Origin of the sequence: Janthinobacterium leeuwenhoeki (assembly GCF_051380795.1) — a bacterium.
Lineage (GTDB): Bacteria > Pseudomonadota > Gammaproteobacteria > Burkholderiales > Burkholderiaceae_D > Janthinobacterium.
Map to the genome: position 1 here is coordinate 53,358 of NZ_JBNYXT010000007.1, position 19,797 is coordinate 73,154.

Sequence of the window (19,797 nt, forward strand, 5' to 3'; positions counted from 1 at the left end):
CTTGTCTGGTACGGCGGTGTATGAGCTAGGCGATCAAGCGGCGGCGGGTTGGTCTGCGGCGGGCAGCATCGGGAAACCGAGGCGCTCGCGCGAATCGTAATACGCTTGTGCCACCAGGCGCGACAGGGTGCGCACGCGGCCAATATAGGCGGCACGTTCCGTCACCGAGATGGCGCCGCGCGCGTCCAGCATATTGAAGCTGTGCGAGGCTTTCATGATCTTTTCGTAGGCGGGCAGGGTCAGTTGCAGCTCGATCAAACGCTTCGCTTCCGCTTCATAGTTGCCGAACTGTTCGAACAGCAGGTCCGTATTCGCGTGCTCGAAGTTGTAGGTCGATTGTTCCACTTCGTTCTGGTGGAAGACGTCGCCGTAGCTCAGTTTTTTCGTGGTGCCGTTTTCTTCCCACTCGGTCCATACCAGGTCATACACGTTTTCCACGCCTTGCAGATACATGGCCAGGCGTTCGATGCCGTAGGTGATTTCGCCCAGCACGGGCTTGCAATCGAGGCCGCCCACCTGCTGGAAGTAGGTAAATTGGGTCACTTCCATGCCGTTCAGCCAGACTTCCCAGCCCAGGCCCCAGGCGCCCAGGGTCGGGCTTTCCCAGTCGTCTTCGACGAAGCGCACGTCATTCTGCTGCAGATCCAGGCCCAGGGCGGCCAGCGAACCCAGATACAGGTCGAGGATGTTTTCCGGCGCCGGCTTCAAGACCACCTGGTACTGGTAGTAGTGCTGCATGCGGTTCGGGTTTTCGCCATAGCGGCCATCCTTCGGGCGGCGCGACGGCTGCACATACGCGGCGCGCCAGGGTTCCGGGCCGATCGCGCGCAGGAAGGTACCTGTGTGGAAGGTGCCGGCGCCGACTTCCATGTCGTAAGGCTGGAGCAGGGCGCAACCTTGCTTGTCCCAATAGGTTTGCAAGGTCAGGATAATTTGTTGAAATGTGAGCATCGTATGAGTTCGCCGCGCGGGAGGCTGCGCTTTGTTAAGGTTTGCTTGAAGCCCGCACGCTGTTGGGCTAGCGTCCGGGCCGGAGTTTTGCTAATTTTAGCGGTTTTTACGGGCCCACTGTGACTCTTCGGGCAATATCGGCCGCTTATTGCTGCGCGGCGCGGCCACGGCGGGCGGCACGCGACAGCAGGAAGGCCGTCAGCAAGGCCAGCGCAGCCAGGGCCAGCACCAGTTTATTGCCATACAGAATGTATGGCGTCATGCCGCCCATGCCTTGCACCTTGGCTGCCAGCGTGGCTTGCTGTTCCGGCGGCAGCAGGCTTTGCACCACGCCTTTGCCGTCGATGACGGCGGTGGCGCCCGTGTTTGTCGAGCGCAGCATGGGGCGGCCCGTTTCCAGGCTGCGCATCTGCGAAATCTGCAGATGCTGCGGGATGGCGATCGAATCGCCAAACCAGGCCAGGTTCGAGATATTCAGCAGCACGGACGCCGACTGCTTGCCATGGCGGTGGGCGCTGGCCAGCTGGCCGGCGATTTCTTCGCCAAACAAGTCTTCGTAGCAGATATTCGGCAACACCAGCTGGTCGCGCACGGCCAAAGGCGGTTGCACTTCGGCGCCGCGGCCCATGTCGCCCAGCGGGATGGCCATCATGGCGACAAACCAGTGCAGGCCGGGCGGCACGAATTCGCCGAACGGCACCAGGTGGTGCTTGCGGTACTGGTAGTAGGGGCCCGGCGCGCCTTGTGGCGTGATCCCCAGCGCCGCATTGTAAAAGCGCTGCTGTTCGTCGAGCACCGGCATGCCGACCAAAATCGTGCTGCCCGTCTGCTGCGAATAAGTCGCCAGGCTATCCAGATAGCCGGGCGGAAGCTGGTGCGGCAGCACGGTGACGGCCGTTTCAGGCGTGGCGATCAGGTCGGCCGGCGCGCTGGTGATGGCGCTCTGGTACATCTGCAAGGCGCCCAGCACGAAGCCGGGATCGAACTTCTGCTGCTGCGGCACGTTGCCCTGCAACAGGCGTACCGTGATGGGGCGCCCGACCGGGTGCGTCCACGCCACATACTGCAAGCCGATGCCGGCCGCGTACAGTGCGATGACGCCGCCCAGTGCGCTCCAGCGTGTGCGGTGCAGGGGGGGGACTAGCAGCAGCAGGGCGCCGGCGGACAGGGCCGCCAGCCAGCCCAGGCCATACGCGCCGACGATGGGGGCAAAGCCTGCCAGCGGGCTGGTATTGTGGGCGTAGCCGGTGGCCAGCCACGGGAAACCCGTAAACAGCCAGCCGCGCGTCCATTCGAACAGCGTCCAGGTGGCCGGCAGCACCAGCAGGGTCATGGCGGGCAGGGACAGCACCCAGCGCTGGCGCAGCCAGGCGGCCGCGCCCATGGCCAGGGCCACGTAAATGGCCATCAAGAGGGCCAGCAGGGCCACGGCGATGACGGCCAGGGGCGCCGCCATGTCGCCATAGCGGTGCATGGAGATATACAGCCAGTGCGTGCCGGCCGCGCACCAGCCGAAGCCGTAGGCCCAGCCGATCAACGCGCCGCTTTTCACGCTGGAAGCGCGCAGCACCTGGTAGAACAGCACGCCCAGGCTGAAGATTTGCAGCGGCCAGTAACCGAAAGGGGCGAACGCCAGCACGGCGACGGCGCCGGCGATGGCGGCAGTCAGCATGCGCGCCCACGTGCTGCGGGGCGGTTTGGCGGGGGCATTGGGGTCTACGCGTCTGAAACGCATTTACAGCACGCGCATGTCAGAGTTCCAGTTCCGGCACATTGGGCAGGCGCTCGACGAGCAGCACGTGCACCTGGCGTGCATCGGCGCGCAGCACTTCGAAGCGCAGATTGCCCAGGTCGAAAATATCGCCCTTGTGCGCCATGCGGCCCAGGTACTTCGAAACGAGGCCGCCGATGGTGTCGACGTCGTCGTCCACCAGGTGGCTGCCCACTTCTTCGTTGAACTGTTCGATCTCGGTCAGCGCCTTGACGCGCCAGCGCGGGCCGAACTGGCCTTCTTTGAGCGAGAGGATATTGTCCTCGGCTTCGTCGAAGTCGTATTCGTCCTCGATATCGCCGACGATCTGTTCCAGCACGTCTTCGATGGTGATCAGGCCTGCGACGCCGCTGTATTCATCGACGACGATGGCCATGTGATTGTGGTTGGCGCGGAAATCGCGCAGCAGCACATTCAGGCGTTTCGATTCGGGGATGAAGATGGCGGGGCGCAGCATGTCGCGCACGTCGAAAGTCTCTTCTGCGTAATAGCGCAGCAAGTCTTTCGCCAGCAGGATGCCGATGACCTTGTCGCGCTCGCCTTCGATCGCGGGGAAGCGCGAGTGGGCGGTGGACAGGACTTCCGGCATCCATTCCTCGATCGGCTTGCTGATGTCGATGACATCCATCTGCGAACGGGGAATCATGATGTCGCGCGCACAGAGATCCGATACCTGAAACACGCCTTCGATCATCGACAGGGCGTCGGCGTCGATCAGCTTGCGTTCATGCGCATCGTGTAGAACTTCGAGCAATTCTGCACGGTTCTCTGGCTCGGGGGAAATGAGTGCGGTCAGGCGTTCAAACAGTGACCGGTGGGGCTTGACGTCAGTTCTGACGCCACTAGGGTGCTCGGGCATAGGAGGCGTGAGCCGTTGTTGCGAAGGGATATAGGATACACCAAAAGTGAGGGAATACCGGATTTCCCCACTTTTGATGCAAATTTAATACGCTGAAGTGCGCCGTTGCCCGACGTTTCAGGCGTCCGCGCCCAGCACGCGCGCGCGCAATGCCGCCACGTCGGCTTGCCAGTCGGCGAAATGCTCGCTGTCCTGCCACAGCTGGCGCAGTTCCGACGCTTCCGCGCCGATCTTGTCGAAGGCCAGGCGCGCCTTTTCCAGCAGCGGCGGCGTGACTTTCTTCTTGCAGGCGGCCACCCATTCGTCCACTTCCGCGGTGGCCGGGTCGTCCTCGCCCGGCTTGCCCAGGAGGCGCGCGATTACTTCCAGCGCGGCCAGGGCCTCGGCGGCGAAAGGCGCTTCGAGTTCCGCTTCCTGGCTGTCGATAACGTTGTCGAGCGTGGTCTCGACCAGTTCCAGGGTTTTATATTCGTGCAAATCCTGCGCCCAATCCATGGCGTAGTCGTTGCCGAAGGCGTCTAGCGCCCAGGTTCCCATGGCCTTACTCCTTGTACGGGTCGGTAATGCCGAGCTTTGCGAGGATCTCCGTTTCCAGGCCCTCCATCTCGGCCGCTTCCTCGTCATCCATGTGATCGTAGCCCTGCGCATGCAGCACGCCGTGCACGATCAAATGGGCCGTGTGCTCTTCCACGTTCTTCTTTTGTTCTTGCGCTTCCTTTTCCAGCACGTCCGTGCACAGGATGATGTCGGCGCGCGTCGGCTCGTCGTCGCTTAACTCTTCGCCTTCGTTGTAGGCGAACGTCAGCACGTTGGTGGCGTAGTCCTTTTCGCGGTAATCGCGGTTCAGGGTACGGCCTTCTTCCGCGTCGACGAAGCGGATGGTCAATTCGGCGGGCGCGAACAGGGCCGCCTTCACCCAGCGGCGCACTTTCGGGCGCGTGATCAGGCTTTCCAGGCGGGTATCCGGGTATTGCACGGACAAGGACAGTTTATTTTTTTCGGACATTTTTGGCGGCGGCTGGTTTGATCAGGGGGAGTAATTGGGCGGCGTCGGCGCCGGCCGCTTGCGCCGTTTCATAGGCGTCGACGATGCGCGCGACGAGCGGATGGCGCACCACGTCGGTGCTGTTAAATTGCGTGAAGCCGATGCCGCGCACGTCTTTCAGCACTTGCACGGCGTCAATCAGGCCGCTCGTCTGGCTCTTGTGCAGGTCGACTTGCGTCACGTCGCCCGTCACCACGGCCTTGCTGCCAAAGCCGATGCGCGTCAGGAACATTTTCATTTGCTCGACGGTGGTGTTTTGCGCCTCGTCGAGGATGACGAACGCGTGGTTCAGGGTGCGCCCGCGCATGTAGGCCAGCGGGGCGATCTCGATCACCTGTTTTTCAAACAGCTTCTGTGTGCGGTCAAAGCCCAGCAAATCGTACAGCGCGTCGTACAGGGGACGCAGGTACGGATCGACCTTTTGCGCCAGGTCGCCCGGCAGGAAGCCCAGGCGCTCGCCCGCTTCGACGGCGGGGCGCGTCAGGATGATGCGCTTGACGGCGTCGCGTTCGAGCGCGTCGACGGCGCAGGCGACAGCCAGATAGGTTTTACCCGTGCCGGCCGGACCCACGCCGAAGCTGATGTCGTGTTCGAGGATGTCGCGCAGGTAAGCGATCTGGTGCGGCGTGCGTCCGCGCAGGTCGGCGCGCCGCGTTTTCAGCACGGGGCTGGCGATGTCCGGTTCGACGAAAGTGCTGATGGGCGCATTGGCGTGGTGTTCCGAGGCGGCGGACAGGCCCGCGCGCTGTTCCACCAGAGCCAGCTGCACTTCTTCCAGCGGCACGACCTTGTTGGCGATGGCGTAGAACTGTTCCAGGATTTCCACGGCGCGCTCGGCATTGCTGCCGCCGACAATGAATTTTTCGCCGCGACGGAAGATCGTCACGTCGAGGGCTGCGGAAATCTGGCGCAGGTTTTCATCGAGCGGTCCGCACAAGTGCGCCAGGCGCGTGTTGTCCAGCGGCTCGGGGATGAAGTAATGCGGCTGTATCGGGGCTTTGGTTTTCAACTGGCTCTTTTCAATGCGGGTGCGCTGGCGACAAGTTCGCCGCGCAGGGTGTAGGAATGGCTTTCGGTGATGCGCACGTCGACCAGCTGGCCGACCAGCTGCAGCGCGTCCGGGCCGGCGTCGAAATTGACCACGCGGTTGTTTTCGGTGCGGCCTTGCAGCTCGCTGTCGTCCGTATCCTTTTTGGAGCGGCCTTCGACGAGGATGGTTTGCACCGTGCCCACCATGGCCAGGCTGTATTTGCGCGTGTTGGCGTCGATGGCCGCCTGCAGCTGCTGCAAACGGGCCAGCTTGATTTCGTGCGGCGTGTCGTCTTCCAGGCTGGCTGCCGGCGTGCCGGGGCGCTTGCTGAAGATGAAGCTGTAACTGTTGTCGAAGCCGACGTCGGCGATCAGCTTCATCATGGCATCGAAATCGGCCTTGGTCTCGCCAGGGAAGCCGACGATGAAGTCAGACGAAATGGCCATGTTCGGCCGCACGGCGCGGATGCGGCGGATGATGGACTTGTATTCGAGGCCCGTGTAGCCGCGCTTCATGGCGCCGAGTATCTTGTCGGAGCCGTGCTGCGCCGGCAGGTACAGATGGTCGACCAGCTGCGGGATCTTTGCGTAGGCGTCGATCAGGCGCTGCGTGAATTCCTTCGGGTGGCTGGTGACGAAGCGCATGCGCTCGATGCCGGGAATGTCGGCCACGTACTCAAGCAGCAGGGCAAAGTCGGCAATCTCGCCGCCTTCCATCGCGCCGCGGTAGGCATTCACGTTCTGGCCCAGCAGGGTGATTTCCTTGACGCCCTGGGCGGCCAGGCCCGCCACTTCCGTCAGCACGTCCTCGAAGCGGCGCGACACTTCCTCGCCGCGCGTGTAGGGCACGACGCAGTAGCTGCAATATTTGCTGCAGCCTTCCATGATGGAGACGAACGCCGAAGCGCCGTCCACCTTGGCCGGCGGCATGTGGTCGAACTTTTCGATTTCCGGGAAGCTGATGTCCACTTGCGAGGCGCCGCTGGCGCGGCGCAGTTCGATCATCTGCGGCAGGCGGTGCAGGGTTTGCGGGCCGAAGACCATGTCGACATACGGCGCGCGCTTGACGATGGCGTCGCCTTCCTGCGAGGCCACGCAGCCGCCTACGCCGATCAAGAGGTGCGGCTTGGCCAGTTTCAGCTCGCGCAAACGGCCCAGGTCGGAAAACACTTTTTCCTGCGCCTTTTCGCGCACGGAGCAGGTGTTGAGCAGGATCACATCGGCATCTTCCGGCGTGTCGGTGCGCACCAGGCCATCGGAGGCGCCCAGCACGTCGGCCATCTTGTCCGAGTCGTACTCGTTCATCTGGCAGCCGAAGGTTTTAATGAATACTTTTTTCTGCATGGAGTCGTGTGCTTATCGGTAAATGTGGCGGCAAACAAGATTGCTGGGCAGGATGCTGCAGCGCAGGGGGGCGCTCAGGGTGGGGCGCGGTGGATGACCGGCCGGGTGCCTCTGGCTGCCCGCTGGCAGACTCGCTGCAAGTTCAGGCCATAGTTTAGCGTAAATCGCCGGGGCGGGCCATGTTGTGCTGACCTTGCAGACAAGGTTGCCGCCTGCCTACACTGCCATGTCTCATGATGCCCAAAAGTATTTATTGCCGTACGACACCGTTGATTTGTAACAAGTTGCTGCAAAGCCTTGTGTGCGCCCGCTGGCGTCCTAATGTGTTGAAATAGCATCGTTGCCAAGCCAACTAGCAGCTTGATTGATATTTAACAATCAGGAAGTTTGCGCGAGGCGCAGATGCTGCGTGTTTGGGCTAGTATATTGCCTTATATGCAATTCATTTCAGTGAGTTGCAGTGCTTTTACTCACGCGGCAAGCTGCGGACGTTGGCTGGGCGTGGCTGTGCGAGTCCTGTGCAGGCATGACGATAAGGAGGGAGGGCTGAATTTGATGGAAAGACGTTTATTTGAACACTCTAAGCCAGCCTTAAGTTCGTATCGGCATTATTTTCTACATTCACCAGACGAGGAAAAATCATGACACATCATGCATTAGCATCGCAAGAGAGTTACAACCCGAACCACCTGCTGGACATTCTGCTGAGCAAGATGCAGCTGAAAAACGATGCAGCCCTGTCGCGTCTGCTCGAAGTGGCGCCACCGGTCATCAGCAAGATCCGCCACCACCGCTTGCCGGTCGGCGCCTCGCTGCTGATCCGCATGCACGAAGTGACGGGCATGAGCATCCGTGACTTGCGCGACTTGATGGGCGACCGCCGCACCAAGTATCGTCTGTCCGATGCCCAGGGCCGTCCAAAAGCGGAAGACCGCGGCGATGCGCAAGAATCGAATTACGCGCACTGATGTGGCGGTTGCGCGCTGACTGTGCCGCTTGCGTAGCTGCTGGCGGCAACAGGCTGGCGTGGACCGGGCAGCATGGACCGGGTAACAGGGATACACCGCAGTACCCATAACGGCTTTCGCCTCGCAGCGAGAGCCGTTTGCGTTTACGGCCTTGTGAGGAGATTGATTAGCTCAGCAGTGCAGAAGTGATTTCATCGTAGCGCAGCTCCGTTTCGCGGAACAGTTGCACATACGCGTCTTCGCCCAGGCCCAGCGCATCCCAGGCTACCGGCGAGACGCGCGGCACCATCTCGTCGCCCGCCTGCGCCAGGTCGAGCGCGCAAACAATCGCATTGGCCACGTGGATCAGCGACGCGAGGAAGCCTGCCCCCGGCGTTTCCGGCTGCAGGTAGTTGGCCAGTGCCAGGCGCATGGTGTCGGAAAAATTCCAGTGTTCGGCCAGGGCCACGCCGGCCTGCACGTGGTCCACGCCCAGCACGGTTTGCTCCGCTTCGAGCAGGCTGCAATCGTGCGCCGCCTGGTGCGCGATGACTTGCGCGTAGTGCACGGGAAAGCTGCTGACCAGCACCAGGCGGCCGATGTTGTGCAGCAAGCCGGCCGTGAACGCATAATCCTGGTTGAAGCGGATCTGCCGCGCCAGCACCTTGGCGCAGGCGGCCGTCGCCACCGAATGGCGCCAGAAGGCCTTGTCGTCGAAGCCGGAGCAGCGTCCTTCCGGGAAGCAGCCCGTGATGGCGGCCGAGGTGATCAGGCTGCGCGTGGTCTGGAAGCCCAGGTACGTGATCGCCTGCTGGATGGTGGTGGCCTTCACTTGCAAGCCATATTGGGACGAGTTGGCCAGGCGCAGGGTTTTCGCTGTCAGTGCCTGGTCGTATGACACTTTTTTGGCCAGCACGGAAATATCGACGTCTTCCTGGTCGATGCTATTCAACAGTTCCATGACGACGGCGGGCAGCGAAGGCAAGTCATCGAGGTGGGTGACGATGTCGTCGAGGGTCAGCTGGGTGCTCATGCGGCCTCTCCCGTGCCCAGGCGGTACGCCGTGACATAGCTGCGCAGCAAGGTGGTGGCCGCGTCTTCGGGATTGTCCGGGTCATGCTTGCGGAACAGGTAGGCCAGCCGTTCGCTGTCGGCAGCCTGTTGCGCGGCGATTTCTTCCGGCGAGGGGGGCGGCGCCTGGATCGGCAGCATGTCGATGTTGTGGCGCGGCATCAGGGCCAGCATGTTTTCTGTCAATACCGCGCCTTGCGGCAACAGCACTTGTCCATGCGCATCGAGCAAGACATCCGACAAAACCATGCCGGGACGAACTTGTTCCAGGGGTAGATGTTGATGCATGACCGCCATGACGACTCCTTAGATGATTGCGGGATATTACCATTGCCATGACGCAATGTCTCAAGCTGTATCAATGCCCTGCGGAAAACGGCATTGCTGTAAATCTTGCCATTAAGCATGCCATACCGTACATTTGATTCAGGCTGTTGTCCGCTGACGTCTCTGCGCCCGCGCCGCGGGCCGGCGGCCGGCCTGGCCAGGGGAGTGTTGATCGATGGTGAGTATCCAAGTCCGGCTGACCCTGCTTTTTGTCGTGATCGTCACCCTGGTGCTGGGTATTTCGGGTAGCTATACCCAATATACACTGAGCCAGGAACTCGAATCGGGCAGCGCGCGCTTGCGCAGCGGCGTGCTCACGCGCTTGCAGACGAGCTTGCCTTCCGCGCTGTGGGATCTCGACAAATCCAAGGTCGACAGCATCGTTGCTGCCGAAATGCTGCCACCGGAACTGGTCGGCATCCGCGTCTACGACGCCTCCGTCGGCCTGTTCGCGGGCGAAGTGCGCGACGCGGCCGGCACCCTGGTGCCTTTGACCTCCGACGTGGCCATGGGTGGCACGCCCGTCGAGGCGCCGTTGGTGTTCCGCGACGCCGTGGCCGTGGCCAGTGGCGGCAAGCCAGTCATCGTCGGCAAGGTTGTCGTCAATTTCAGCCGCGCGCAGATCGATGCGGCCCTGCGCGGCGAAGTGCGGCGCAAGGTGCTGGAAGTGTTGCTACTTGACATCATACTGGTGGGCGCCTTGGCGCTGAGCCTGCGCATCGTCTTCGGCCCCTTGAAACAGTTGCGCGACGGCTTGTTCGACCTGGCCACGCGCGGCAGCGACGACGTCGAAGAGCTGCCGGAAAACCGGCGCGACGAATTGGGCGATGTGATCCGCGGCTTCAATGCCGTGCAGCGCAAGCTCAAGTCCATCATCGAGGGCAGCCGCGAGGCGGAAGACATGGCGCGCCGCTCGCAGCAGGAGACGGCGCAGGCCATGGACGAGCTGCGCCGCGCGCAGGAGTCGTTGCTGCAGTCGGAACGCCTGGCCTCGCTGGGCAGCCTGGTGGCCGGTGTGGCGCATGAAATCAACACGCCGGTCGGCATCGCGCTGACCAGCGCATCGGTGCTGAAGGAAGCCACCGATGCCATCAGCGCGGCGGTGGCGGGGGGGGGCGTGAAGAAGACCGATATCGTGCGCTACCTGGAAACGGCCGGCGAAAGTGCGCGCCTGATCATGAACAATGCCTACCGCGCCGCGCACCTGATTCACAGTTTCAAGCAGATCGCCGTCGACCAGGTCAGCGAGGCGCGCCGTTTGTTCGAATTGCGCGACTATATCGGTGAAGTGATATCGAGCCTGCAGCCGACCCTAAAAAAGACGCGCATCCGCATCGCTATCGATTGCCCGCCTGGCATCATGCTCGACAGCTATCCGGGCGCGCTGGCGCAGGTGCTGACCAACCTGGTCTTGAACTGTGTCGAGCACGCCTTCGACGCGGACACGGCCGGCAACATCCATATCGACGTGTGTCGCGACGGCGAGTGGATCTCCATGCAGGTGCGCGACAACGGCCGTGGCATCGCACCCGACATGCTCGACCGCGTGTTCGACCCGTTTGTCACCACGCGGCGCGGGCAGGGCGGCACGGGCCTGGGCTTGAATATCGTATTCAACTTGATTGCCAAGCAGTTTGGCGGCACCATCACGGTCAGCAGCACCTTGGGGCAGGGCGCGACGTTCCTGCTGCGCCTGCCCATGGTGACGCCGTTGCCGGAAAGCAGCAGCCCGGTATAGGCAAGGAGAAGAGACATGGCACAGCTAGAAAACACTCAGCAAGTGGCGCTTTTGCGCGGGATCAATGTGGGCCGCGCCAAGCGCGTGGCCATGGCCGACCTGCGCAAGCTGCTGGGCGACCTGGGGTTTGCGCAGGTGCGTACCGTGCTCAACAGCGGTAACGTCGTGTATGACGGCGGCAAGGTCGCGCCGGCCGACGCCGCTGCCCGCATCGAGGAAGCGCTGGTGCTGAAACTGGGCGTGGCGGCCAGGGTGACGGTGCTGTCGGCCAGCCAGTTTGCCGAACTGATCGAACAAAACCCCCTGGCGCCGGCAGCCGATGCGGCCCGTCTGCTGACCTTGGTGCTGAATAATCCGGCCGACATGCAGCGATTGGCGCCCCTGGTGCAGCAGCCGTGGCAGCCGGAAGCGCTGGCGCTGGGCCGCTGGGCCGCGTATGCCTGGTGTCCCGATGGCATACTGGCCAGCAAGGTGGTGGCGGCGCTGGGCGTGCTGCTGGGCGATGGCGTCACCTCGCGCAACTGGGCCACCATGCAAAAATTGCATGCGCTGCTGAACGGGCCGGATGCGGCAGCCACATCCTCATTTGGCAAGGAGCACTGATGCCTTCCATTGCCGGTACCTTCGACGTCACCATCACCGCGGAAACCTCGTCGGACACGGCCGCGCAATCGGGGCTGGGACGTTTGCCGCTAGCCAAGCGCTACCACGACGTTCTCGACGCCAGCGCGCAGGGCGAAATGCTCAGCGTGCGCGCCGCCGTGGCCGGTTCAGCAGGCTATGTGGCGCTGGAGCGGGCGGAAGGCAGCCTGACCATCCGTATCGAAGACGGCAAGCATTATTATGCTTTCACGTATGACATTGCTGAGACGCCATGAACTGGGATATCGTCAAGGGCGTGCTGATCCTGCTGGTCGCCGTCGGCGCCCTGGGCATGGCCTTCGTACTCATGTCCGCCTCGGGGCCGGACAAGGCAGGCTGCATCGCGCGCGCCCTGAAGTCAGGCATTCCTGTTGGAAATATCGAAAGGGTGTGCCGCCTGCTGGACAAATGATGGCGTCATGAAAAAACATTCCGCACCAGGCGGAATGTTTTTCAACAGTGTCTTGCCAGTGCCGGCGCCGTCAATTATCGAATTTTTCCTGTTTCTCGCCGTGCAGGCTCAAGGCTACCAGGCCCAATCCCACCAGCAGCATCGAGACCATGCTTGCTTCAGGCACGGGGGCCGGCACGTTGGCTTGCTGTGCGGGCGCGGCCGTCATGGACCTGGGCGGCGCCAGTGCCACATGACGCGCGCCACCGGTGCTCCAGTGCGGTGCCGCGGTCGCGCTGCTGCTGGCCAGCAGACGTGCATACGGCAAGTCCGGCGTTTCCCAGCCGGGATTATTATTCAAGCTGATGCTTTCATCGATCGTCACGTGTTCGCCGGCTTCGTGCAGCTTGCCGGGCGCGGTGTCGCTGACTGCCGCCACGCTCCCTGCGCTGGCCGACAGCGCCAGCAAGGCCACGCATAGCAGCTGATTGATTCCCATCTTGCTCTCCCTGTTGTTCACCGCGCGGCGCCGCCGAAACCGGCTTGCGCATGGACGGACAATTCGCCTGTACGGGGGCGTATCATGGTTTTTCTGCTGTTCTCTTATTACAGCATGGATCGTAACAATTTTGATACGTTTATTTCCTGTTTATTACGAATATTTGTCATTCTGATAGCGTAAACATGATCGCTGCCGCACACTTGGCATGAGCACGCTATCGCCGAAAAACACTGTTGTTTTTTTGTGCGAATCGCCAGCAGGAAAACAGTATATTGATTAATATATTGTTTATCGCATGATGATCAATATGACCGCCTGTGGGAGGGCAAGATGGAGACAGTCGCAACACAACACGCCGAATACAGCCTCGACGCCATGCGTGGCTCGGCCTACAAGGCCAGCTCGCTGCTCAAGGCCATGGGCAATGCCGACCGTTTGATGCTGCTGTGCCAGCTATCGCAGGGCGAGCATTGCGTCAGCGACCTCGAACAAAAAGTGGGCATCGGCCAGCCGACCCTGTCGCAGCAGCTGGGCGTGCTGCGCGAAGAGATGCTGGTGGCCACGCGACGCGACGGCAAGCAGATTTATTACCGCGTCGCCAGCGCGCCCGTGCTGGCCGTGCTGCAAGTGTTGTACGCGCAATTTTGCGCGCCGCGCGCCCCGTTCAACGACGAAGCCGACTGAACCCGCCATGAACATAACCTGGCAGCACTTCACGCCGTGGGCCTCGCTGGCGGGCGGCATGCTGATCGGCCTGGCGGCTGCGCTCTTGATTCTGTTCAATGGCCGCATCGCCGGCATCAGCGGCATCCTCGGCGGCTTGCTGCGTCCGCGCCAGGGCGACCTGGGCTGGCGCATCGCCTTTCTTGCCGGCCTGCTCGGCACGCCCCTGCTGTACCAGTTGTGGCAAGCCTTGCCGCCCGTGCAGATCGACGCGGGCACGCCAGCCTTGATCGTGGCGGGCTTGCTGGTGGGCGTGGGCGTGCGCTATGGCGCCGGCTGCACCAGCGGCCACGGCGTATGCGGCCTGTCGCGCCTGTCTCCCCGTTCGCTGGCGGCCACTTGTGCCTTCATGGCGGCCGGATTCCTCACCGTGTATCTGTTGCGCCATCTGTGAGCAAGCCTATGAGCAAGCTGATCCTTTCCCTGTTGAGCGGCCTCGTCTTCGGCCTGGGCCTGATCGTCTCCGGCATGGGCAACCCGGCCAAGGTGCTCGGTTTCCTCGACCTGGCCGGCGCCTGGGATCCGTCGCTGGCGCTGGTGATGGGCGGCGCCATCGGCGTGGCCCTGCCGGCCTTCTGGCTGGCGCGGCGGCGCAGCAAGTCGCTGCTGGGCGAGCCCATGCAATTGCCTGCATCGCGGCGCATCGACCGGCGCTTGCTGCTGGGCAGCCTGGCCTTTGGCGCGGGTTGGGGCATCGCCGGTTTCTGTCCCGGCCCCGCCCTCGTGTCCCTGCTGGCGGGCCAGCCAAAGGCCTGGCTGTTTGTCGGCGCCATGCTGGCCGGCATGGCCCTGTTTGAAGTGCTGGAGCGCCGCAAGCTGCCCGCGCCGGCCTGAGACGGTACAATCTGGCCCATCGCCACTTTGGATACCCGCTTACATGAAGACCGTGATTTTCCGCGCCGGCGCGCGCGCCACCCTGCTATGCAGCGTGCTGGCGCTGGCCGCCTGCGGCAGCTTGCTGAAAAAGGAAGCGCCGCCCGCTCCCGTGCCCGTGGCCGACACCTTGCCCAATCCGCAAGTGCTACTGCTGGGTGAAGTGCATGACAATGCGCAAGGCCAGCGCTTGCGCGTCGAGGAATTGCGCCGCCGCCTGGCAGCTGGCTGGCGTCCCGTGATTGTCATGGAACAGTTCGACCGCGAAAACCAGGACTTGCTGACGCGCGCCGCGCGCGATTGCGCCGACCCCGACTGCATCATCCGCGTGATGGAGCAGCCGCGCTGGGACTGGAGCTTGTACCGGCCCGTGCTGGACCTCGTCATCAGCTACCAGCTGAGCCTGGTCGCCGGCAATTTGTCGCCGGCCGATGCCTCGCGCATCGTGCGTGACGGCATCCAGTGGTCCATGCCGCCTGCCATGGTGGCCACTTACCTGGCCGCGCCTGTACCTGCCGATATTCTGGAAGGGCAACAGAAGGAAGTCCAGGCGGCCCGCTGCAATATGCTGCCCGACATGATGATGAAAGGTGTCGTCAACGCCCAGGTGGCGCGCGATATCTGGATGGCTAAGCTGATCCGCGATCAGGCGCCGCGCGACGTGGTGCTGATCGCCAGCAATGCGCATGTGCGCAAGGATATCGGCGTGCCCCGCTGGCTGAAGCTGGCCGACCCGCAACTGAACCAGCGCAGCATCGGCTACCTGGAACAGGGCGGCGGCTACCAGGGCACCTTCGACCTGACGCAAACGATGCCGGCGCAGCCGCGCCCCGATCCGTGCGCGAAGTTTAAAAAATAAGGCTATGTCACCGTCAAGTGTGGGAATGCTCCCAGCGCTGCTTTCAATAACGTTTCTGGTGAACGGATGCGCCTGGCGTCGAGTACCCAGCGCCATCCCAGGTAGTTCGGTAGGTAGCGCGTCGCCACGCCGTGAAAGGGGCGCAGCCATTCGCGCAAGCGGCTGTGATAGGCGTTGACGTTCTGTACGTGAGTGGCACCCCGCACGCGGATGCCTGCGCGCAAGTTGACGGCCTGGTGGCTGATGCCCGCTTCCCTCGCAAAAGCCCGGTAGGCCGCATGGCCATCGGTCACCAGCAGAATATCCTTGTCGATGACGGGCAACAAACAGCGGTGCAGCTGTGCCTTGGTCAGCGCGCCTCTGCCCGTGACGAAATCGAGAGTCTGGCCCGTGCGATCGCGCGCCACCAGGATGCAGACCTGTTCATTCGATATGCCGCGCTGGTGGGCACGGCCGCCCCGGCGGCGGGCTGGACGCGTCATCTGCCTGGATCCCTTTTCCGATTCCAGCAGATATAACTCGTCGGCCTCGGTAATACCATGCAGGCCATGCGGCCGGTCCGTCTTGGCTACGCTGAGAAAACGGTGCCGCCAGCGAAACGTGGTGTTGCGATGCACGCCCAATTGGCTGGCCGCCTGGCGCACCGAGGCGGAGCCGAGCAGGCAATCGGCATAATCGAGCCACAACGATTTATAGCGCAAGTGCGCCAGAGGCGTACCCGTCAAGGCGTTGAAGGTCCGCCCGCAAGGCACACAGCGGTAGCGCTGCAGGCTGTGCGCATGGCCATGCCGGTGCAGGTGATGCGAGTGGCAGGCGGGACAGGCCAATCGCGGCTGCGCCACATTTTCCAGCAGCGCGACGGTTGCGTCGTGTGGCGCGTTGCCACGCAGCAGGGCCATGCCTGCCTGCCGCTGGCGCCGGTTCAACTGAGCAAACTGCGCAATAAAGCTGATCCATTCGGCTGGCTGCATGATCTGCTCCCTCTGTGGTGAGTATGCAGAGTCAGACAGCACAGCCAAGGGAAGATTCCGGCATTTCCCCTACTTACTGAGGACAGAGCCAAAAATAATCACTGCTGCACCCGCACCAGGGCGCTGACCCGGCTTGCCGTATCGAGCAGTTTCGGCAAGCTGTGTTCCAGCAGGTGCGCCACGGACGGCCCCGCCGTCTGGCCGCTGACATTGATCGCCGCCACCACCTTGCCTGCCCGGTCGAACACGGGCGCGGCCAGGGCGATCAAGCCCTGTTCCAGCTCTTCCTGCACCAGGCACCAGCCCTGGCGCCGCACTTGCGCAATCTCTTCCATCAAGACTTCGATATCGACCTTGGTCGCCGGCGTAATTTTCAGCAGCGTCATTGTCGACAACCGTTCGCGCAGCACCTCGGGCGCCAGGCCCGCCAGTAAAACCCGTCCCATCGAGGTGCAGTAGGCGGGCAATCGGCTGCCGATGCCCAGGTTGATCGACATGGTGCGGTGCGCGGACAGGCGCACCACATACACGATGTCGTCGCCGTCGAGCACGGTGGCCGAGCACGACTGGCGCAAGGTCTGCATCAATTCTTCCAGCAGCGGCTGCGCCTGCGTCCACACGGGCAGGGACGACAGATAGGCGTAACCGAGGTCGAGCACCTTGGGCGTCAGGCGGAACAGGCGCCCGTCCGCTTCCACATAACCGAGATGCAGCAAGGTGAGCAAGATGCGCCGCGCGCCCGCGCGCGTCAGCTGCGCCCGCTCCGCCACTTCGCTCAGGGTCTGTTGCGGCGCGTCCGCGCCAAAGCTGCGCAAGACGGCCAGGCCCCGCGCGAACGATTGCACATAGCTGTCGCCGGGACGGGGGGCGCCGTCGGCATCGACGGTTGCTTCGGCGGAAAGGGAGGTGCTGCTGCGTGCGGTCATGGCGATTCCAATGGATCAAGGTGGCAATTATAGCCATGGCGCTGGTGAAAGCGGCAAATTGACAAGCGCCCCGATCAGGCATATTCTCACGAATAAGTTCTAAATACGAATATATGTTCGCAATGCGAACAAATAACTGATGGGTTTGATTTGTAGGAGGCAGCAATGATCGACAAACTGCGTTCCAGCGCGCTTGATGCGCTGGCCGATATCCACGATGGCGCCACCGTCATGATTGGCGGCTTCGGCGGCGCGGGTCAGCCGGCCGAGCTGATCGACGGCTTGATCGCCCAGGGCGCGCGCGACCTCGTCATCGTCAACAACAATGCGGGCAATGGCGATACGGGCCTGGCTGCCCTGCTGAAAAACGGGCAAGTGCGCAAGATCATTTGCTCGTTTCCCCGCCAGGCCGATTCCCACGTCTTCGACGCGCTGTACCGTGCGGGCAAGCTGGAGCTCGAATTGGTGCCGCAGGGCAACCTGGCCGAGCGCATCCGCGCCGCCGGCGCCGGCATCGGCGGCTTTTTCACGCCCACCGGCTATGGCACGGACTTGGCCAAAGGCAAGGAAACGCGCGAGATCGATGGCCGCATGCAGGTATTCGAGTCGCCCATCCACGCCGATTTCGCGCTGATCAAGGCGGAGCAGGGCGACCGCTGGGGCAACCTGACCTACCGCAAGACGGCGCGCAACTTCGGCCCGATCATGGCCATGGCCGCGAAAGTCAGCATTGCTTCCGTGCATGAAGTTGCTGAGCTGGGCAGCATCGACCCTGAACACGTCATCACGCCGGGCTTGTTCGTGCAGCGCATCGTGCAAGTGCCGCGCACGGCCACCGGCCCCGCCGGCTTCAAAGCTGTTTGAGGAGTATCCAGTGAATAAATGGAATCGAGAGCAAATGGCGGCCCGCGTGGCGGCCGACATCCATGAAGGCGCCGTGGTGAACCTGGGTATCGGCTTGCCGACCCTGGTGGCGAATCACTTGCCGGCTGGCGCCGACATCATCCTGCACAGCGAAAATGGCGTGATCGGCATGGGCCCCGCGCCCGCGCCCGGCGAGGAAGATTACGACCTGATCAACGCGGGCAAGCAGCCCGTCACATTGCTGGCGGGCGGCAGCTATTTTCACCATGCCGACAGCTTCGCCATGATGCGCGGCGGCCACCTGGACATCTGCGTGCTGGGCGCCTTCCAGGTGTCCGCCACGGGCGACCTGGCCAACTGGCACACGGGCGCCCAAGACGCCATTCCGGCCGTGGGCGGAGCCATGGACCTGGCCATCGGCGCGAAAAAAACCTGGGTCATGATGGAATTGCTGACCAAGACGGGTGAAAGCAAGCTGGTGCAGGCCTGCAGCTATCCGCTGACGGGCATCGCTTGCGTCAGCCGCATCTACAGCGACCTGGCTGTGCTCGATCTGGGGCCAAACGGCGCCACGGTCGTCGAACTGGCCGATGGCTTGAGCTTTGCGCAACTACAAGCGTTGACGGCCGTGCCGCTGGCGGACGGACGTGAATGCACCATCAATACGCAAACCACTTTCTTGGAGAAAAGAATATGACCCACGCATACATTTGCGACGCCCAGCGCACGCCCTTTGGCCGCTATGGCGGAGGACTCGCTGGCGTGCGCGCCGACGACCTGGGCGCCGTACCCATCCGTGCCTTGATGGCGCGCAACCCCGAGGTGGACTGGACTGCCGTCACCGACGTGCTGTACGGCTGCGCCAACCAGGCGGGTGAGGATAACCGCAACGTGGCGCGCATGGCCGCGCTGCTGGCCGGCTTGCCCGACAGCGTGCCGGGCGCCACTCTGAACCGGCTGTGCGGCTCGGGCCTGGACGCCATCGGCAGCGCGGCGCGCTTCATCAAGAGCGGCGAAGCGGGCTTGCTGATCGCCGGCGGCGTGGAAAGCATGAGCCGGGCACCGTTTGTCATGGGCAAGGCCGACAGCGCCTTTTCGCGCGGCATGAAAATGGAAGACACGACCATCGGCTGGCGTTTCATCAACCCCCAGATGAAGGCCCAGTACGGCGTCGACTCGATGCCGGAAACGGCGGAAAACGTTGCCGTCGAGTTTGGCATCAGCCGCGCTGACCAGGATGCGTTCGCCCTGGCCAGCCAGGTAAAAGCGCTGGCGGCGCAGCAGGCGGGCGTGTTCGACAGTGAAATCTGCCCCGTCAGCATCGCACAAAAGAAGGGCGAACCCCTCATCGTTGCCCGCGACGAGCATCCGCGCGCCACCACGCTGGACACCCTGGCCAAATTAAAACCCGTCGTGCGCGCGGACGGCACGATTACTGCCGGCAACGCGTCCGGCGTCAACGATGGCGCGGCGGCGCTGCTGCTGGCCGACGAAGCGAACGCGGCCCGTTTCGGCCTGACGCCCCGCGCCCGCGTCGTGGCCATGGCGACGGCCGGCGTGGCGCCGCGCATCATGGGCATCGGCCCCGCGCCCGCCACCTTGAAAGTGCTGGCCATGACGGGCTTGAGCCTGGCCGACTTCGACGTCATCGAACTCAACGAAGCGTTTGCCGCGCAGGGCCTGGCCGTGCTGCGCCAGCTGGGCTTGCAGGATGACGACCCGCGCGTCAACCCGAACGGCGGCGCGATTGCTCTGGGCCATCCGCTGGGCGCGTCGGGCGCGCGCCTGGCCATGACGGCCGTCAACCAGCTGCACCGCACGGGCGGACGCTATGCGCTCTGCACCATGTGCATCGGCGTGGGCCAGGGTATTGCGCTGGTGCTGGAACGGGTCTAGATACTGCGCGCCGGCAGGCGAAAAAAGTTGCCGGCGATACGTATTAACGCGTATGCCGGGCGCCTTTT

Annotated in this window: 24 protein-coding genes; 12 read left to right on the top strand and 12 right to left on the bottom strand. The window is 63.0% G+C overall.

Features of this window, described 5'->3' with window-relative positions:
• Window positions 1-33: 33 nt before the first annotated feature.
• The 7 genes from glyQ to miaB all read right to left on the bottom strand — a co-directional run bounded on the left by glyQ (window position 34) and on the right by miaB (window position 6,999).
• The gene (glyQ, locus tag ACQ4WS_RS08475; protein WP_436475337.1) at window positions 34-951 is read right to left on the bottom strand and encodes a glycine--tRNA ligase subunit alpha; all 918 of its coding nucleotides are present in this window, start codon (window positions 949-951) and stop codon (window positions 34-36) included.
• Between the two features lie 145 nt (window positions 952-1,096).
• Window positions 1,097-2,623 carry an apolipoprotein N-acyltransferase gene (lnt, locus tag ACQ4WS_RS08480; RefSeq protein ID WP_436475339.1) on the bottom strand — a complete coding sequence of 509 codons (1,527 nt, stop codon included), beginning with the start codon at window positions 2,621-2,623 and terminating at the stop codon, window positions 1,097-1,099.
• A gap of 79 nt (window positions 2,624-2,702) precedes the next feature.
• Complete coding sequence (locus ACQ4WS_RS08485) at window positions 2,703-3,581, bottom strand: CorC family transporter (protein ID WP_034746750.1); 879 nt, start codon at window positions 3,579-3,581, stop codon at window positions 2,703-2,705.
• A gap of 117 nt (window positions 3,582-3,698) precedes the next feature.
• Entirely contained in the window at window positions 3,699-4,118 is a 420-nt protein-coding gene (locus ACQ4WS_RS08490) for a DUF4259 domain-containing protein (protein ID WP_436475341.1), read from the bottom strand.
• 4 nt (window positions 4,119-4,122) lie between these two features.
• A complete protein-coding gene (gene ybeY, locus ACQ4WS_RS08495; protein WP_436475342.1) occupies window positions 4,123-4,587 on the bottom strand; it encodes an rRNA maturation RNase YbeY in 465 nt (154 codons plus the stop codon).
• Window positions 4,571-5,635, bottom strand: a complete 1,065-nt coding sequence (locus tag ACQ4WS_RS08500; RefSeq protein ID WP_436475344.1) for a PhoH family protein — start codon at window positions 5,633-5,635, stop codon at window positions 4,571-4,573. Before ACQ4WS_RS08500 ends, ybeY begins: the two co-directional genes overlap by 17 nt.
• On the bottom strand, window positions 5,632-6,999 hold the full coding sequence (miaB, locus tag ACQ4WS_RS08505) for a tRNA (N6-isopentenyl adenosine(37)-C2)-methylthiotransferase MiaB (RefSeq protein WP_436475346.1): 1,368 nt from the start codon (window positions 6,997-6,999) through the stop codon (window positions 5,632-5,634). The genes ACQ4WS_RS08500 and miaB overlap by 4 nt, the downstream gene beginning before the upstream one ends.
• 641 nt (window positions 7,000-7,640) lie before the next feature.
• Between miaB and ACQ4WS_RS08510 the strand changes: the two genes are divergently transcribed.
• Window positions 7,641-7,967 (top strand): hypothetical protein, encoded by a 327-nt coding sequence (locus tag ACQ4WS_RS08510; RefSeq protein ID WP_101482733.1) that lies wholly within the window; start codon window positions 7,641-7,643, stop codon window positions 7,965-7,967.
• Between the two features lie 166 nt (window positions 7,968-8,133).
• Here ACQ4WS_RS08510 and ACQ4WS_RS08515 read toward each other — a convergent pair whose 3' ends face one another.
• Window positions 8,134-8,979: an HDOD domain-containing protein gene (locus ACQ4WS_RS08515; protein WP_436475348.1), complete on the bottom strand. Its 846-nt coding sequence runs from the start codon at window positions 8,977-8,979 to the stop codon at window positions 8,134-8,136.
• Window positions 8,976-9,314: a hypothetical protein gene (locus ACQ4WS_RS08520; RefSeq protein ID WP_436475350.1), complete on the bottom strand. Its 339-nt coding sequence runs from the start codon at window positions 9,312-9,314 to the stop codon at window positions 8,976-8,978. The genes ACQ4WS_RS08515 and ACQ4WS_RS08520 overlap by 4 nt, the downstream gene beginning before the upstream one ends.
• 205 nt (window positions 9,315-9,519) lie before the next feature.
• Here ACQ4WS_RS08520 and ACQ4WS_RS08525 point away from each other — a divergent pair, with 205 nt between their 5' ends.
• Genes ACQ4WS_RS08525 through ACQ4WS_RS08540 form a run of 4 tightly spaced genes read left to right on the top strand, consistent with a single transcriptional unit; the run spans window position 9,520 to window position 12,136 of the window.
• The gene (locus tag ACQ4WS_RS08525; protein WP_436475352.1) at window positions 9,520-11,082 is read left to right on the top strand and encodes a sensor histidine kinase; all 1,563 of its coding nucleotides are present in this window, start codon (window positions 9,520-9,522) and stop codon (window positions 11,080-11,082) included.
• A gap of 15 nt (window positions 11,083-11,097) precedes the next feature.
• Complete coding sequence (locus ACQ4WS_RS08530; protein WP_436475354.1) at window positions 11,098-11,685, top strand: DUF1697 domain-containing protein; 588 nt, start codon at window positions 11,098-11,100, stop codon at window positions 11,683-11,685.
• Window positions 11,685-11,960: a DUF3224 domain-containing protein gene (locus ACQ4WS_RS08535; RefSeq protein WP_436475356.1), complete on the top strand. Its 276-nt coding sequence runs from the start codon at window positions 11,685-11,687 to the stop codon at window positions 11,958-11,960. Before ACQ4WS_RS08530 ends, ACQ4WS_RS08535 begins: the two co-directional genes overlap by 1 nt.
• Entirely contained in the window at window positions 11,957-12,136 is a 180-nt protein-coding gene (locus ACQ4WS_RS08540; RefSeq protein WP_436475358.1) for a hypothetical protein, read from the top strand. Before ACQ4WS_RS08535 ends, ACQ4WS_RS08540 begins: the two co-directional genes overlap by 4 nt.
• Before the next feature lie 70 nt (window positions 12,137-12,206).
• Here the strand turns inward: ACQ4WS_RS08540 and ACQ4WS_RS08545 are convergent, their stop codons facing one another.
• Window positions 12,207-12,614, bottom strand: a complete 408-nt coding sequence (locus ACQ4WS_RS08545) for a hypothetical protein (protein WP_436475360.1) — start codon at window positions 12,612-12,614, stop codon at window positions 12,207-12,209.
• A gap of 333 nt (window positions 12,615-12,947) precedes the next feature.
• Between ACQ4WS_RS08545 and ACQ4WS_RS08550 the strand changes: the two genes are divergently transcribed.
• From ACQ4WS_RS08550 to ACQ4WS_RS08565, 4 genes are read left to right on the top strand one after another with little or no spacing between them, the layout of a single operon-like run.
• Window positions 12,948-13,301 carry an ArsR/SmtB family transcription factor gene (locus tag ACQ4WS_RS08550; RefSeq protein WP_436475362.1) on the top strand — a complete coding sequence of 118 codons (354 nt, stop codon included), beginning with the start codon at window positions 12,948-12,950 and terminating at the stop codon, window positions 13,299-13,301.
• A gap of 7 nt (window positions 13,302-13,308) precedes the next feature.
• Window positions 13,309-13,734, top strand: coding sequence for a YeeE/YedE family protein (locus tag ACQ4WS_RS08555; protein ID WP_436475364.1), 426 nt, complete (start codon window positions 13,309-13,311; stop codon window positions 13,732-13,734).
• Between the two features lie 8 nt (window positions 13,735-13,742).
• Window positions 13,743-14,174 carry a DUF6691 family protein gene (locus ACQ4WS_RS08560; protein ID WP_436475365.1) on the top strand — a complete coding sequence of 144 codons (432 nt, stop codon included), beginning with the start codon at window positions 13,743-13,745 and terminating at the stop codon, window positions 14,172-14,174.
• Between the two features lie 43 nt (window positions 14,175-14,217).
• Window positions 14,218-15,072 (top strand): ChaN family lipoprotein, encoded by an 855-nt coding sequence (locus ACQ4WS_RS08565; RefSeq protein WP_436475367.1) that lies wholly within the window; start codon window positions 14,218-14,220, stop codon window positions 15,070-15,072.
• Between the two features lie 2 nt (window positions 15,073-15,074).
• Here ACQ4WS_RS08565 and ACQ4WS_RS08570 read toward each other — a convergent pair whose 3' ends face one another.
• On the bottom strand, window positions 15,075-16,043 hold the full coding sequence (locus tag ACQ4WS_RS08570; protein WP_436475369.1) for an IS1595 family transposase: 969 nt from the start codon (window positions 16,041-16,043) through the stop codon (window positions 15,075-15,077).
• 98 nt (window positions 16,044-16,141) lie between these two features.
• Entirely contained in the window at window positions 16,142-16,969 is an 828-nt protein-coding gene (locus tag ACQ4WS_RS08575; protein WP_436475371.1) for an IclR family transcriptional regulator domain-containing protein, read from the bottom strand.
• A gap of 165 nt (window positions 16,970-17,134) precedes the next feature.
• Between ACQ4WS_RS08575 and ACQ4WS_RS08580 the strand changes: the two genes are divergently transcribed.
• The 3 genes from ACQ4WS_RS08580 to pcaF are packed head-to-tail and all read left to right on the top strand — an operon-like array spanning window position 17,135 to window position 19,729.
• Window positions 17,135-17,833 (top strand): 3-oxoacid CoA-transferase subunit A, encoded by a 699-nt coding sequence (locus ACQ4WS_RS08580; protein ID WP_436475372.1) that lies wholly within the window; start codon window positions 17,135-17,137, stop codon window positions 17,831-17,833.
• A gap of 10 nt (window positions 17,834-17,843) precedes the next feature.
• Window positions 17,844-18,530 carry a 3-oxoacid CoA-transferase subunit B gene (locus ACQ4WS_RS08585; protein WP_436475374.1) on the top strand — a complete coding sequence of 229 codons (687 nt, stop codon included), beginning with the start codon at window positions 17,844-17,846 and terminating at the stop codon, window positions 18,528-18,530.
• The gene (pcaF, locus tag ACQ4WS_RS08590) at window positions 18,527-19,729 is read left to right on the top strand and encodes a 3-oxoadipyl-CoA thiolase (protein WP_436475375.1); all 1,203 of its coding nucleotides are present in this window, start codon (window positions 18,527-18,529) and stop codon (window positions 19,727-19,729) included. Before ACQ4WS_RS08585 ends, pcaF begins: the two co-directional genes overlap by 4 nt.
• The last annotated feature ends 68 nt before the right edge of the window (window positions 19,730-19,797 follow it).

What these genes read in the sequence shown, in the direction of transcription:
- miaB (WP_436475346.1), bottom strand. Translation starts at nt 6,999, where the DNA reads ATGCAGAAAAAAGTATTCATTAAAACCTTCGGCTGCCAGATGAACGAG.
- ACQ4WS_RS08490 (WP_436475341.1), bottom strand. Translation starts at nt 4,118, where the DNA reads ATGGGAACCTGGGCGCTAGACGCCTTCGGCAACGACTACGCCATGGAT.
- ACQ4WS_RS08575 (WP_436475371.1), bottom strand. Translation starts at nt 16,969, where the DNA reads ATGACCGCACGCAGCAGCACCTCCCTTTCCGCCGAAGCAACCGTCGAT.
- ACQ4WS_RS08580 (WP_436475372.1), top strand. Translation starts at nt 17,135, where the DNA reads ATGATCGACAAACTGCGTTCCAGCGCGCTTGATGCGCTGGCCGATATC.
- ACQ4WS_RS08545 (WP_436475360.1), bottom strand. Translation starts at nt 12,614, where the DNA reads ATGGGAATCAATCAGCTGCTATGCGTGGCCTTGCTGGCGCTGTCGGCC.
- ACQ4WS_RS08515 (WP_436475348.1), bottom strand. Translation starts at nt 8,979, where the DNA reads ATGAGCACCCAGCTGACCCTCGACGACATCGTCACCCACCTCGATGAC.
- ACQ4WS_RS08520 (WP_436475350.1), bottom strand. Translation starts at nt 9,314, where the DNA reads ATGGCGGTCATGCATCAACATCTACCCCTGGAACAAGTTCGTCCCGGC.
- ACQ4WS_RS08525 (WP_436475352.1), top strand. Translation starts at nt 9,520, where the DNA reads ATGGTGAGTATCCAAGTCCGGCTGACCCTGCTTTTTGTCGTGATCGTC.
- pcaF (WP_436475375.1), top strand. Translation starts at nt 18,527, where the DNA reads ATGACCCACGCATACATTTGCGACGCCCAGCGCACGCCCTTTGGCCGC.
- ACQ4WS_RS08510 (WP_101482733.1), top strand. Translation starts at nt 7,641, where the DNA reads ATGACACATCATGCATTAGCATCGCAAGAGAGTTACAACCCGAACCAC.
- ACQ4WS_RS08560 (WP_436475365.1), top strand. Translation starts at nt 13,743, where the DNA reads ATGAGCAAGCTGATCCTTTCCCTGTTGAGCGGCCTCGTCTTCGGCCTG.
- ACQ4WS_RS08535 (WP_436475356.1), top strand. Translation starts at nt 11,685, where the DNA reads ATGCCTTCCATTGCCGGTACCTTCGACGTCACCATCACCGCGGAAACC.
- ACQ4WS_RS08485 (WP_034746750.1), bottom strand. Translation starts at nt 3,581, where the DNA reads ATGCCCGAGCACCCTAGTGGCGTCAGAACTGACGTCAAGCCCCACCGG.
- ACQ4WS_RS08530 (WP_436475354.1), top strand. Translation starts at nt 11,098, where the DNA reads ATGGCACAGCTAGAAAACACTCAGCAAGTGGCGCTTTTGCGCGGGATC.
- ACQ4WS_RS08570 (WP_436475369.1), bottom strand. Translation starts at nt 16,043, where the DNA reads ATGCAGCCAGCCGAATGGATCAGCTTTATTGCGCAGTTTGCTCAGTTG.
- lnt (WP_436475339.1), bottom strand. Translation starts at nt 2,623, where the DNA reads ATGCTGACTGCCGCCATCGCCGGCGCCGTCGCCGTGCTGGCGTTCGCC.
- ACQ4WS_RS08550 (WP_436475362.1), top strand. Translation starts at nt 12,948, where the DNA reads ATGGAGACAGTCGCAACACAACACGCCGAATACAGCCTCGACGCCATG.
- ACQ4WS_RS08555 (WP_436475364.1), top strand. Translation starts at nt 13,309, where the DNA reads ATGAACATAACCTGGCAGCACTTCACGCCGTGGGCCTCGCTGGCGGGC.
- glyQ (WP_436475337.1), bottom strand. Translation starts at nt 951, where the DNA reads ATGCTCACATTTCAACAAATTATCCTGACCTTGCAAACCTATTGGGAC.
- ACQ4WS_RS08565 (WP_436475367.1), top strand. Translation starts at nt 14,218, where the DNA reads ATGAAGACCGTGATTTTCCGCGCCGGCGCGCGCGCCACCCTGCTATGC.
- ACQ4WS_RS08540 (WP_436475358.1), top strand. Translation starts at nt 11,957, where the DNA reads ATGAACTGGGATATCGTCAAGGGCGTGCTGATCCTGCTGGTCGCCGTC.
- ybeY (WP_436475342.1), bottom strand. Translation starts at nt 4,587, where the DNA reads ATGTCCGAAAAAAATAAACTGTCCTTGTCCGTGCAATACCCGGATACC.